The sequence below is a fragment of the Mesorhizobium sp. M1E.F.Ca.ET.041.01.1.1 genome (assembly GCF_003997355.1).
Taxonomy (GTDB): Bacteria; Pseudomonadota; Alphaproteobacteria; order Rhizobiales; family Rhizobiaceae; genus Mesorhizobium.
The window spans coordinates 1-12,453 of sequence record NZ_RZSL01000142.1; the positions used below are offsets into that span (position 1 = coordinate 1).

The following is a 12,453-nucleotide window of genomic DNA, read 5'->3' on the forward strand; positions in this document are numbered from 1 at the left end:
TTTGCAGGCAGCGTCAGGTGCAGGCGCTCGAGCGCCGGCAAGGTCTTCGCCGCGACCGGTTCGGCGCCGAGCAGGCGGTCGAGCGCCGCGGCCGCCGCCAGCCCTTCCGCTTTGGCGTGGTACTGCTCGGAAAAGCGCCTGAACGGCGCGAAAAATTCCGGCGCGATCATCAGGATGAACAGGCTCTGCCAGAGCTCGAGATTGGAAAAGCCCGGGATTGTCGCGAGCTTCAGATGTCCGAGACCGAGGAAGACGGCCAGTACGGCGATCGACAGCGAGGCGAAGAAATCGATGATACCGGCATTCACGAAGGCGATACGCAGCAGGCCGATCGTCTTGCCGGCATAGGTCTCGAGACGCCGGGCAAGCTTCGCCGCTTCCCCTGCCGTTGCGTGGTTCGCCAGGATCGTGGGCAACGTGCGGATACGGTCGGCGAACTGGTCGGCCAGCCGTCCGAAGGCGTGTTCCTGCGCGTCGGCGCGCCGGCGGATGGCCTTGCCCACCAGCGCGAAGAACAGGATCATGACCGGCGTCAGGCCGGCGACCAGCAGCGCCGCCTGCCAGGAGACGAAGCCAAGCGTTGCCGCCGCCAGCAGCGGGCCTGCCGCCATCATGGCCGTGGCGGCACGGTGGCCCACGACAAGCGCCGCCACCTGCTCCGGATGACGCTGCATGGAGACGATGACGCTGCCGACCGGGAGCGATTGCAGAAGCCTCGCCGGCATTTCGTTCAGCCGCTCGCCCGCCAGCTCGCGCAGGCCGGTCGATACAGCGTTTTCCGCGGAAGCCTGCACCCTATCGGCGGCAAGGCCGGCGACGCAGGAGGCCGCCAAAAGCACAATCGCCGCTGTAGCGAGCCACGGATCTATCGACTCGCCCATCACGAGCCGCCCCGCGAGCATCGCCGCCGTCGCGGCGAAGCCGAGCCGCAGTGCGGTGCGAGCAATCTGCCAGATGAGCAGGTCGCGCAATCCGGGTTTTGCCAACCGCTCAGCGGCAGTCAGCGCCTGGAAGCCGGGCGATGCGGCGGGATCGGGACCTTGAGCCGGGGCAGACAGCTTTTTCATGCCCCACTTGTTGGCACGCGTCGCTACGGAACGGGTTGATCCACGTCAACTCACGACGATCGTCACGGCGTTATGAAACATATCCAAAAGGATACTTGCCATGCCCGACGTTCTGCTCGTTGACTTGTCCCGGCCGCAATTCGCGTTGCGGAGCAAGCCGCGCACCGTTCGCGAAGAGCCCGTCGAAGGCACCGTTGCCTTGCCCACCCCGTGAGCCCGGCCTTGGCGGAGGAGCCATCATGACGGGTGCAAACCACGAGCCGTTCAGCAGCCCGGCGGACATGAAGCGGGCGCATTTGCAGATGCTGGCGCTCTGCCACATGCTTGAAGGCATCGCCGACGATTTGCCGTCGCGCGTCGACCGGCTCCAGTGCCTCGCCGTGGCGGCCGACCTCTTGCCGCTGCTGCGCGAGTGCCACCGCTTCGAGGAAGAGGTCGTCTTCCCCACTTTCGCGCGGCGGACAGGCGGGGACGAGATCGTGGCGAGGCTCAAGCTCGAGCATCTGGAGGACGAGAGCGCGGCGATGGACCTCAGCGAGGCGCTGCTTGCCTACGGCCATGGCCGGCTCATCGAGAACCCCGAAGCCTTCGGCTATATGCTGCGCGCGTTTTTCGAATCGACACGCCGCCACATCGCCTTCGAGCGCGACCATGTGCTGCCAGAGGTTGTCAGCGCTCGTGGCAGCGGTTCCGGCAAGAATTCGTAGCGCGTCCCGTACCGATTTGCCCGGGACAAGCAGCCGGAGATCAGTCTCCGGCCCGTGCGGCCAGTCGCCCGATGTCGTCGACGATGACGTGACGGTTGTTCTCGATCCGGATCACGTTCTCGCCGCGCAGGCGCGTGATCTGCCGACTTACCGTCTCAATGGTAAGGCCAAGAAAATCCGCGATCTCGGCGCGCGACAGCGGCAGTTCGAAAGCGGCGCGCCGGCGCTCCGGTCCGGCTCCGGGATCGATGTTGCGCGCGATCATCAAAAGGAAGCTCGCGATCTTCTCGGCTGCGGTCTTGCGGCCGAGCGCCACCATCCAGTCGCGCGCCTGGTCGAGCTCACGCAGCTTCTGCTCGAGCAGGCGATGCTCGAGATCCGGCTGCTCCTTCATCAATCGCTCCAGCGCCTGGCGCGGGAACGAGCACAGCTCGACCTCGGTCGCGGCCTCGGCGGTCAGCGAGCTCTCGGCCTGGAACGGCCTGCCGAGGAAATCCGGGGCGAACTGCAGGCCGACGATCTGCTGGCGGCCGTCGGAAAGCGTCTTGGTAAGCTTCACGACGCCCAAGAGCACGTTGGAGAAGCGCTCGACGCTTCTGGAATCGCTCACCAGTTCCTTGCCGGCGTCGGCCTTGTGCCGCATCGTCGATTTGGAAAGGGCCAGGAGCTGGTCGGGGCCGAGCGCGCCGCAGATGCCGCGATGCCGCGCCTCGCATGAAACGCAGAGAACCGGAATGCCTGTCGTGTGAATATCTTCGCGCACGATGGAACACCTATAGTGTTCCCGTCGTGCGCCAGCAATGCGTGGCGGGGGGCGATAGCGTCGCAGCCCGTGCCTTCCTGAAGGCCCCTCTTTCCTTACCGCCTCCGAAGGAGGTGGCTGCGCCGCTGCCAGCGTCCGCTACGAATGCAATCGTCGCGACGTCAATGTCTGGATGCTGCAACCAGCGTCTTGACCATTTCGAGAAACTGTTGGCCGCAGGCAGACAGCGTCGGCACGCGCCAGGCGGCTGCCATGGGCAAGGACGGCGGCGACGGGATGACCGGGCGATAAGCCACGCCCGGCAGCGCCGCCCTCGCGATGCCCGCCGTGACGAACCCCAGGCCGGCACCGGCCGCGACGAGGCCGGCCAGGGTCGTCATCGGCGTCACCTCTTGGACGATCCTTGGGCTCAGGCCTTCGGCCTGGAACAAAGCGATCACGCGGTCGTAGATGCTTGGGCCGATGGCGCGGGGCGCCAGCAGAAAGGGCTCGCCGTCGAGGTCGGCCACACGGATGGCGGTCTGCCCGGCAAGCTGGTGCGCGGATGGAAGCGCCAGCACGAGCGGCTCGTCCGGCAGGGCATGGACAATCAGGTCCGGCGTCGACAGCGGAGGATGCAGCACGCCGAGGTCGATCTCGCCGGCCGAAAGTGCCGCCTCCAGCAGCGGCGAGTTCATTTCGATCAGATCCACCTCGACATCTGGATAGCGGGCGCGAAACGCGCGTACCGCCTCCGGCAGAACTCCGTAAAAGGCAATGACGGTGAAGCCGAGACGCAAGCGCCCGACCTCGCCGCGAATGGCTCTGAGCGCCTGCGTCCTGGCGGCATTGGCATGCTCGACAGCCTTTCGGGCGGGGCCGAGGAAGGCGGCCCCGGCCGGCGTCAACGTCACTCCTCGACGGTCCCGTTCGAACAGCTCGGCACCGATCTCTGTCTCCAGGGCACGAATGCGTTGGCTGAGCGACGGCTGGGTCAGGTTCAGCCGATCGGCGGCGCGGCGAAAATGCAGATCTTCGGCGACGGCGATGAAGCAGGCCAGGGTGCGGATATCCAAGGTCGCTCCTTATGCAGATCCTCTATCACAGACGAAGATATTCCAATTGGAAGGCAATCAGCGCCAGAGATATTTTCGAACAAGACGAGGGGTTTCAGTGGAACCAGCAAAAGGAACAGCATTGTGATCAGTTCAACTTTCCGCCGCTTCGCACTTGCTGCCGTGCTAAGCGCCTTCGTGCCGCCAGTCGTGGCAGCGCAGTCGCTTGATCTTGCCGGCCGTATCTCGGCGAGCCGGATCGCCGTGATCTCCGACGGCGACTTCGTCGCCCAGACCTATGCCACGGGCCAGCTTGCGCCCCGCGAGGCGGGTTTTCGCGATATGCTCACGATCGTTTCCATCGTCGACGGCAAGGTCGTCACCGGCACCGTGCCGGTCTCCAATTCCGTAACCGCCGCTCCGGAAATCCTGCAATTGACCGCAGATGGGCAGACCGCCTTCGTCACCGAAAGGCTGGGCGAACGATCGGACGAAGGCGATACTGTCCGCGACCTGCCTCCGGGAAAGCGCCTGTTCGGGATCGACCTCTCCGACGGCGCAGCGCCTCGGCTGGCGGATACTGCCGAGATCGCCGCCTTCCCAGAAGCCCTGTCGGTCTCGCCCGACGGACGCCACGTCGCCGTGGTGTCCAACACGCCGGAGGCGAGCTTCGTTCAGATCATCGGCTATGCCGAAGGTCGTTTCGGCTCCGTCACCCGATTCAACCTTGCCGATCTGGGGATCACCGGACCTGCTTCCACGCCTCGCGGCGGTGTGACCGCGACCAACGTCCATTGGCATCCGAACGGCCGCTTCATCGCAGTCAACATCAACAGCCAGAACCGGGTCGCCTTCTTTGAGGTCAGTGACGCGAACGGCGCGCCGGACCTGCGCCCCTGGGGCAACAGCGTGGAGGTCGGCGCCGATCCCTTCGTTGGCCGTTTCACACCGGACGGACGCCATTACTTGACCTCCAACTGGGGCCGGAACTTCGTTGCCGCCGATCTCGAGGGGCGCATCCCCGAGACGCCATCGACGGTCAGCGTCGTGCAGCTTGCCGCTCCTGAGGCACCGGCCGACGCCGCCCGCCATCGGCTTGTCGCCCGGACCGAGACCGATCTGTCGGCCGAGGGCATCGCGATCAGCCCGGATGGAAGGCTGGTGGCGACCGTCAACATGCGCGGGACCGCCTTCCCGCCGGCGTCCGCGCGCTTCCAGCGCCACGCCACCGTAACGCTGCTAAGCTTCGATCCGGCGACCGGCGGTATCGTCAAGATCGCCGATTATCCCTTCGAAGGCTCGTTGCCGGAGGGAGGCAGTTTCGACAGGACCGGAGACCATTTCCTTGCCACCGTGTTCCAGGGCCATGCGGACGCCGGACCGGAAACCGGCGCTGGGCTGGAAGTCTTCCGTGTCGTCAAGGGCGATGCGGCCAGCGGCGAGCGACCATCGCTGGAACGGATCGGCCGCATTCCGCTGACGCACGGCGCTCATCACGTCGATCTGGCCGGGTAGCCGATTTCTCAGCGATCCTCGATGATCCTCAGATAAGCCGCGGTCACGAACAGCACGATGAAGCCGAAGAGGATGCGGCGGCCGCCCTCGGGCATGTGCAGGATGGTGAGCAGCGTGGTCAGCACGGTGAGGATCAGAGCGCCGATGATGGTGCCGGTGTAGCCGCCGCGGCCGCCGAAGATCGAGGTGCCGCCAATGACGGCGGCGGCCACCGAAGGCAGCACCAGCGGCTCGGCGAGCGACAGCGAAGGCGCCTTGATCAGGCCGATATAGAGCAGGCCGGTGATGCCGGCGAGCAGGCTGGAGATGACATAGAGCGCGGTGATCACCTGCCAGTAGCGGACGCCGGACAGACGCGCCGCGCGCTCATTGTCGCCGACGGCGAAGAGCAGGCGGCCGAAGCCGGTGCGGTTGAGCGTGAAGACGATCAGCGCCGCCACCGGCACGAACAGGAACAGCGCGTTGGGGAAGCCGTAGGTGAGGCCGGTGCCCAGCCAGTTGAGGAAATCCGGGATCCTGGCGCCGGAGGCGATGACGGTGCGCTGGTAGACCTGCAGGAAGCCGGTGCCGATCAGGCTGGTGCCGAGCGTCATGATCAGCGGATGGACGCGAAAGACGCCGACGCCGATGCCGTTGACGAGGCCGATCAGCACCGCCGGCAGCATGGCGAGGATGAAGACCACCGTCGGATCCTGATTGACGATCTGGGTCGCCATGATGAAGGCGCTCATCGTTGCCACCGTGCCGACGGAAAGGTCGATGCCGCCGGTGAGCATAGTCATGGTCTGGCAGCCGGCGAGGATCGCCAGTGGAATGGCGAATTTGGCCGTGTTGGCGATCCAGCGCTCGTTGAAGATGCCGGGGCGAAGGATCTGCAGGATCACCACCAGGATGACGAGCAGGATGATCAGCGGAATGAGCGGCCGGTCCGCCATGAAGCGTTTGAGGCGGCGGCCGAAGGAGACCGGTTGAGGCATGGTCGCGCTGCTTGTCATGGCGTTGCTCCCGCCGGGCGGCCCCGGATGGTGATGAAGGCGCCGAACATCACGACGGCGACCATGATCGCCCCCTCGACGATGGCGGTGACATTGGGATCGATGGCCAGCAGCGTGAGGTCGGTACGCACCAGCCGCAGCACGAAGACGGCAATGATCGGCCCGAGCAGCCCGCCCTTGCCGCCACCGAGCGCGACGCCGCCCAGCACCACCGCTGCGACGCTGGCGAGCAGATAGGGACCGGGGATCGGTGCGCCGATGCCGGTGCTGATGGTGAGCGAGAGCCCGCCGAGCGCCGCGAACAGGCCGGAAAGCGCATAGGCGACGATCCTGGTGCGCGCCACCGGCACGCCGCTGCGGAAGGCGGCGAGCTCGTCGCTGCCGATGGCGTAGATGGAAAGTCCGAGGCGCGAGCGCCTGAGCGGGATCCAGACAATGCCTAGGCAGACGACGAGCAGCACCAACGCCTTCGGAACCCAGGCATCGGCCCAATCCGGAAGGTTGGGTATCGGCATGGTGCCGATAATGCTTGCCTTCAGCCATTCGGCGGCGGCGCCGCCGGGCGCCTCGAGCACCAGAAGCGCAGCGCCCTGCAGCACGAACAAAGTGGCCAAGGTGACGACGATATCCGGAACGCGGGTGACGACGATGAGGAGCCCGTTCAGCGCCCCGAGCGCCAACCCCATGGCAAGCACGAAAGGCACCACGAAGTACGCATATTCCTCGCTGGCGCCGTTCATCATCGATGCGGCGGTGACGCTGGTCAGCGCCATCATGGCGGCAACCGAGAGGTCGATGCCACCGGCAATGACGACGACGGTCTGGGCGGCGACGGCGAAGGCATAAGGCAAAACTGCCCGCGCGAGCGAGCCGAAGTCGCCGCTGCCATAACCCGGCTGGATCAGCTTGGTGACGACGAACAGGAATACCAGCAAAGCGAGCAGGCCGGCGACCCAGCCCTGGCGGCGCAGGAAGCGCATCATGGCGCGGCCTCCGCATCGGAGGCAGGCCTGACATCGGCGAGGATGCCGACATCCTCCCTGGCGCCGCGCGGCAGGCCGTAGGCGGCCCGCATCAGCGCCGGCTCGTCGGCCAGCTCGACCGGGAACGTGTCGACGACACGGCCGCCGAAGATGACGATGACGCGGTCGCAGACACGCTGCACCTCCTCCAGCTCGGATGTGTAGAACAGAACCGACTTGCCGAGGCCTGCGAGCTCGCGCAGCAATTTGTAGATCTCCTGCTTGGTGCCGACATCGATGCCGCGCGTCGGGTCGAAGCAGAGGATGGTGCGGGCGTCGGCCGCGATCCAGCGGGCGATGGTCACCTTCTGCTGGTTGCCGCCGGAAAGGCGCTGCACCTCGCCTTGCGCGCGAGTGTCGATCTGCAGCCGGGCGATGGCGCTGGAGACGACCATGTGCTCTCTGCGCACCCGGATCGGCCCCCATTTGCGGAGCGCTGCGCTGAAAGGAAGCGCGATGTTCTCGCGCACCGAGCGCTGCATGGCGAGCGCTTCGGTACGGTCGCCGGGCACATAGGCGATGCCGGCCTGGATGGCATCGCTCGGATGCGAGAGTCTTACCGGCGCGCCGTCGACGGCGATTGTGCCGCCGGCCGGCCGGATGGAGCCGGCAAGCGCGGCAAAGAGCTCGTCCTGGCCCTGGCCCTCGAGCGCGACGACGCCGGCCACCTCGCCATTGGCGAGATCGAAGGAGACATCGTGCAGCTTGGTGCCGAGCTGCAGGTTGCGCACCGACAGCCGAGGGTGGCTGTCCCTCACGGCCGGCGCCTCGCTTGCGGTGCGCGCGGCGGCGACGCTGACCTTCTCGATGCGGGCGCCGAGCATCATCTCGACGATCTTTTCCTCGACGCCCGGCTCGATGTCGACGACGCCGACGGTGGCGCCGTCGCGCAGCACCGTGGCGCGGTCGCAGAGCGCGGAGATTTCGACGAAACGGTGCGAGATGAAGATGACCGAGCGGCCGCTGTCGCCCTGGCGGCGCACGACTTCCAGCACTTTCTCGGCGAGGTTGGCGGGCAGCGCAGCGGTCATCTCGTCAAGCAGCAGCACGTCGGGTTCGACGGCGAGCGCGCGTGCAAGGTCCAGCACGCGCAGCACGGCGAGCGGAATGTCACGCGCGGTCTCGCGTATATCGAGATTGGGGATGCCGAGCTCGCGCACCCAGGCGCGGAACGGCTCGACAGGCGTGCCGGTCAGCCGCAAATTGGAAAGGACATCAAGATCGGGGATCAGCGCCGGCTCCTGGTAGACCGGCAACAGGCCGGCGCGGCGCGCGGCGGCGGGCGAGCGGACATCGCGGGCCTCGCCGCGGATCAGGATGCGGCCGGCGTCCGCCTGGATGGCGCCGGTCAGGATCTTCACCAGTGTCGACTTGCCGGCGCCATTGGCGCCCATCAGCGCATGGACCTCGCCCGGCAGCACCGAGAGCGAGGCGTTGCGGAGTGCTGCGACCGCGCCGTAATTCTTCGCCACGCCGGTGGCATTGAGGAGAGGATTGGTGGTCAAATCGTGCGGGTCTCGATCATGTGTAGCCTGTTTTAACAGCACGCCACGCTTGCGCGCGGCGTACTGCGGAGCGGCGACTTTCCCTTCTCCCCTTGTTGTGGGAGAAGGTGGCCTCGCGAAGCGAGGTCGGATGAGGGGTGTTCCAGAAAACACCAACGCCTCATTCCTTCCAGCACCCCTCATCCGTCTCGGCGCTGCGCGCCGATCCACCTTCCCCCACAAGGGGGAAGGAAGAAGCCCAGCTTACTCGCCCGGGCCCTTGCAGGCGACGATCTGGTCCTTGGTGTAGGTGGTCCAGTCCGGAATCGAGATCGAGACCGGCCACTCGGGGCTCAGCGACGGATCGGCGGCCGATTTCAGCTTGGCCTTGCCCTCATCGGTGGCGTTTTCCCAGAGTTGCGGCTCGACCAGAACGGTCTGCTGCGCCGGCTTCTTGCCGTCGAGGATCTGCAGCGCCAGCGTGACGCCGGCGCCGCCGATCGAGCCGGGGTTGGTGACGGCGGCGCCAACCAGATCCTTGACCGAGTTCAACTGGCCGACGAAGCCGGCGTTGTCGGCGCCGACAACCGGCACCATCGGCGCCTGCTGCTCGACCAGCGCGTCGACGATGACGTTGTCGATGCCGGAGGTCCAGATGCCGTTGATCGGCGCTCCCGTGGCGAGGAAGGAGAGGATCTGCTGCTTGCCCTGGTCCTGCTGCCAGCCGGTGAAGACTTCCTGCGCGACCTTCACGTCGGGAAATTCGGCGAGCGCTTTCTTGAAGCCTTTGTCGCGGTCGCTGTCGGCGGAGGCGCCGGCGGCGCCGCGCATATAGAGCACATCGCCCTTGCCGCCCATCTGCTGGAACAGCCACTTGGCGCCGAGATAGGCGTACTGCTCCTGGTTGTTGGAGATGATGTAGGCAGACGGCTCGGTTACCGCCTGGTCGACGGCGACGACGACGATGCCGGCCTTGGTCGCTTCTTCCAGACCGGCCTTGATGCCGGCCGGATCGGCCGGATTGACGACGATGGCGTTGACCTTGGCGCTGATCAGGTTGCGGATGTCCTCGAGCTGGCCGGCGGCGTCGGTGTTGCGGTGGGCGATGTTGAGCTTCGCCACCTCGCCGGAAGCGAGCGCCTGCGCCTTCATGGCGCAGATCATCTCCTCGCGCCAGCCATTGCCCTGCACGGTGTTGGAAATGCCAATCGTGTATTTGCCTTCGGCGGACGAGACGCCCACCCAGGCAAGCAAGGCGGCACCTGCCAGTAGCGGGGCCATGGTCAGGTATGTCTTCATTTCAGTACTCCTCCACATTGACTGTCAGTTGCAGTTCCAGGGCTCCGATGCGATTGGAGCCAAGCCTTTCGTCATTTGACGAAGGGGCGCAGCACGTCGCGGGCAAGCAGGAAACCGCGCTTCACCTTGTCGTCGCTCCCCTCGAACCGGCGGTCCTCATGCTCGATGATGACCGGTCCGTCATATCCGGCCCGGTAGAGGCCCGAAAAGATGGTGCTCCAGTTGATGTCGCCCAGCCCCGGCATGCGCGGCACCTGCCAGCCTATGCCGGCGGAAAGAATTCCGCGCTCGTACAAACCATCATGATCAATCATCAGGTCCTTGGCATGCACATGCAGCATGTGCGGGCCGAACTCGCGGATGAAGCGCTCCTTGTCGATCATCTGCCAGACGAGATGCGAAGGGTCGAAATTCATGCCGACGTCACCGCTCCAGGCTTCGAGGATGCGGCGCCAGACATAGGGTGAATAGGCGATGTTGTGCCCGCCCGGCCATTCGTCATAGCTGAAGATCATCGGGCAGTTCTCGAAGGCGAGTTTTACGCCATGATCGCGCGCATGGGCGATGATCGCGGGCCAGACCTTTTGCGCATCTTCCCAATTGGCGTCGACAGTCTTCGAGGCATCGCCGCCGCAGAAGGTGTTGACCAGCGAAACGCCCATGCGGCTCGCCAGCACGATCACCTTCTTCAGGTGGTCGATAACGGCCTCGCGATGCTTCTCATCGGGATGCAGGGGATTGGGATAGAAGCCGAGGCCGGAGATCGTCAGGCCCTTGCCGGCAAGCGAGGCTGCGATGTCCTTGGCTTCCGAGGCCGAGATGCCGGCGGCGTCGATATGGCTGGTGCCGGCATAGCGTCGGCTGGCGCCCGATGCCTTCGGCCAGCAGGCAATCTCCAGCGCTTCGAAGCCGACCGAGCGCGCCCAGTCGGCGACTTCGCTAAGCGAAGTATCGGGAAATGGTGCTGTGAGCAGTCCAAGCTTCATGATGCCTCCCTCTTCGTACTATGCAGATCGCGCTGGTCGCTTCAACCGCGCATCTATTGGGTCAGCGCGGACATGTCTGACAAAGGCCATCGGATCGTCTGAGAGCAGTCCATCGAGGCCGGCGACGACATTTGCGCGGAACATGTCGCTGGCGGCGAGTGAACGATCGAAGATGGCATTGATCGCAAGGATTGCATTGGCCAATTCCTTGCTGTCGGCACCCACGCGGTCGGCAATCTCCGCGATCTTTTCGGCGAAGGGATCGGACACCTGCCAGGCCCGGCCGAAGCGTGCCGATGCCTTGATCAGATAGGCCATCCAGCCGGCGACCGGGACCGACAGCAGCGTGATGTTGTCGCCTTTCGCCAGGCGGTCGCGGATCGGGTTGAGCAGGCGCTGGACGATCTTCTGCGAGCCATCGGTGGCGATCTGGTGATTGCGATGGCGGATTGCCGTGTTGGTGAGGCGAGCCAGGCTCTGCTCGACATAGGCGGCCGGCGAGATGCCGGGCACCGGCATCAGCGTCGGCAGCGTCTCTTCCATCAGCATGCGGCGGGCGAAGCCTGCCAGCAGCGGGTCGGCCATGGCGTCCGATGTGTGTTCGAAGCCGCCGAGAACGCCGAGATAGGAGAGCGTGGTCTGGGCGCCGTTCAGCACCCGCATCTTGAGGTGCTCGAACGGCGTGACGTCGTTTACGAAGGTCGCTCCGACGAGGTCCCAGCGCGGCACGCGGCCGGCGAAACGGTCCTCGATCACCCATTGGCGGAAGCGCTCGCCGACGACGACGGCGCTGTCGCGGTAGCCGAAGCGCTTTTCCACCGCAGCGATATCAACCTCCGTCGTTGCCGGCGCGATGCGGTCGACCATGGCGGAAGGGAAGGTGACATTGCTCGCGATCCAATCCACCAGCCCATTGCCGCGCCGTTCGGCGAACGCCCGCACGACATTGCCGAGGATGATGCCGTTGGTCGGGATGTTGTCGCAGGACAGCAGCGTCACCGGCCGGCCATGCGAGCCCGTGCGCAGCTCCAGCGCCCTCGCCAGGATGCCGGGCACGCTGCGCGGCGCTTGTGGGTTGGCGAGGTCGTGCACGATGTCGGGATGGTCGAGGTCGAGCGCGCCGTTCGACGGAACGTGGCAATAGCCTTTCTCGGTCACCGTCATGGTGACCATCTCGATGTCGGACGAGGCGAGCACTTCGAGCGCCGGCCTGGCGCTGCCCTGACTGTCGATGACGCGGATGATGCTGCCGATGATGCGCGCTTCGACCTCGTCATTCTGGCGGATCAGCCGCGTGTAGAGGCCGTGCTGCCGGCCGAGCGTTTCGGCGAGAAGAGGCGGGCGGATGTTGATGCCGACCAGTCCCCAGCGGTCGAAATGGTTCGCCAGGAGATCGTCGGTATATTCGGCCTGGTGGCAGCGGTGGAAGGCGCCGACACCGATATGCGCGATACCCGGTCTCATTGCTGCGCGATCGTAAGCCGGCTTGCGGACCTCGGACGGCAAGCAACTGAGCAGGGCAGGGCCGATGACCGGCGCGCTGATCGACCAGGAGCAATGGGTGATCGGAGCGAACCGGTG

11 protein-coding genes are annotated in these 12,453 nt (G+C 65.7%); 2 read left to right on the forward strand and 9 right to left on the reverse strand.

Features of this window, described 5'->3' with window-relative positions; all coding sequences use genetic code 11:
- A partial coding sequence (locus tag EOA38_RS14310) for an ABC transporter transmembrane domain-containing protein (RefSeq protein ID WP_245480827.1) occupies window positions 1-1,067 on the reverse strand: 1,067 nt, incomplete at its 3' end.
- Window positions 1,068-1,306: 239 nt separating this feature from the next.
- Between EOA38_RS14310 and EOA38_RS14315 the strand changes: the two genes are divergently transcribed.
- The gene (locus EOA38_RS14315; protein ID WP_245464879.1) at window positions 1,307-1,774 is read left to right on the forward strand and encodes a hemerythrin domain-containing protein; all 468 of its coding nucleotides are present in this window, start codon (window positions 1,307-1,309) and stop codon (window positions 1,772-1,774) included.
- Between the two features lie 40 nt (window positions 1,775-1,814).
- Here the strand turns inward: EOA38_RS14315 and EOA38_RS14320 are convergent, their stop codons facing one another.
- The gene (locus EOA38_RS14320; protein ID WP_348627524.1) at window positions 1,815-2,537 is read right to left on the reverse strand and encodes a Crp/Fnr family transcriptional regulator; all 723 of its coding nucleotides are present in this window, start codon (window positions 2,535-2,537) and stop codon (window positions 1,815-1,817) included.
- Between the two features lie 161 nt (window positions 2,538-2,698).
- On the reverse strand, window positions 2,699-3,592 hold the full coding sequence (locus EOA38_RS14325; protein WP_126091988.1) for a LysR family transcriptional regulator: 894 nt from the start codon (window positions 3,590-3,592) through the stop codon (window positions 2,699-2,701).
- A gap of 123 nt (window positions 3,593-3,715) precedes the next feature.
- Here EOA38_RS14325 and EOA38_RS14330 point away from each other — a divergent pair, with 123 nt between their 5' ends.
- Window positions 3,716-5,086: a lactonase family protein gene (locus EOA38_RS14330; protein WP_245468508.1), complete on the forward strand. Its 1,371-nt coding sequence runs from the start codon at window positions 3,716-3,718 to the stop codon at window positions 5,084-5,086.
- An 8-nt stretch (window positions 5,087-5,094) separates the two neighbouring features.
- Here the strand turns inward: EOA38_RS14330 and EOA38_RS14335 are convergent, their stop codons facing one another.
- The 6 genes from EOA38_RS14335 to EOA38_RS14360 form a co-directional block, all read right to left on the reverse strand.
- Window positions 5,095-6,081, reverse strand: a complete 987-nt coding sequence (locus EOA38_RS14335) for an ABC transporter permease (protein WP_126091989.1) — start codon at window positions 6,079-6,081, stop codon at window positions 5,095-5,097.
- Window positions 6,078-7,064 (reverse strand): ABC transporter permease, encoded by a 987-nt coding sequence (locus EOA38_RS14340; protein ID WP_126091990.1) that lies wholly within the window; start codon window positions 7,062-7,064, stop codon window positions 6,078-6,080. Before EOA38_RS14340 ends, EOA38_RS14335 begins: the two co-directional genes overlap by 4 nt.
- On the reverse strand, window positions 7,061-8,608 hold the full coding sequence (locus EOA38_RS14345; RefSeq protein ID WP_126091991.1) for a sugar ABC transporter ATP-binding protein: 1,548 nt from the start codon (window positions 8,606-8,608) through the stop codon (window positions 7,061-7,063). Before EOA38_RS14345 ends, EOA38_RS14340 begins: the two co-directional genes overlap by 4 nt.
- 243 nt (window positions 8,609-8,851) lie before the next feature.
- On the reverse strand, window positions 8,852-9,886 hold the full coding sequence (locus EOA38_RS14350; RefSeq protein WP_126091992.1) for an ABC transporter substrate-binding protein: 1,035 nt from the start codon (window positions 9,884-9,886) through the stop codon (window positions 8,852-8,854).
- A gap of 71 nt (window positions 9,887-9,957) precedes the next feature.
- Complete coding sequence (locus EOA38_RS14355) at window positions 9,958-10,872, reverse strand: sugar phosphate isomerase/epimerase (RefSeq protein WP_126091993.1); 915 nt, start codon at window positions 10,870-10,872, stop codon at window positions 9,958-9,960.
- Between the two features lie 18 nt (window positions 10,873-10,890).
- Window positions 10,891-12,438, reverse strand: coding sequence for a mannitol dehydrogenase family protein (locus EOA38_RS14360; RefSeq protein WP_127299473.1), 1,548 nt, complete (start codon window positions 12,436-12,438; stop codon window positions 10,891-10,893).
- Window positions 12,439-12,453 lie beyond the last annotated feature (15 nt).

What these genes read in the sequence shown, in the direction of transcription:
- EOA38_RS14315 (WP_245464879.1), top strand. Translation starts at nt 1,307, where the DNA reads ATGACGGGTGCAAACCACGAGCCGTTCAGCAGCCCGGCGGACATGAAG.
- EOA38_RS14335 (WP_126091989.1), bottom strand. Translation starts at nt 6,081, where the DNA reads ATGACAAGCAGCGCGACCATGCCTCAACCGGTCTCCTTCGGCCGCCGC.
- EOA38_RS14340 (WP_126091990.1), bottom strand. Translation starts at nt 7,064, where the DNA reads ATGATGCGCTTCCTGCGCCGCCAGGGCTGGGTCGCCGGCCTGCTCGCT.
- EOA38_RS14350 (WP_126091992.1), bottom strand. Translation starts at nt 9,886, where the DNA reads ATGAAGACATACCTGACCATGGCCCCGCTACTGGCAGGTGCCGCCTTG.
- EOA38_RS14355 (WP_126091993.1), bottom strand. Translation starts at nt 10,872, where the DNA reads ATGAAGCTTGGACTGCTCACAGCACCATTTCCCGATACTTCGCTTAGC.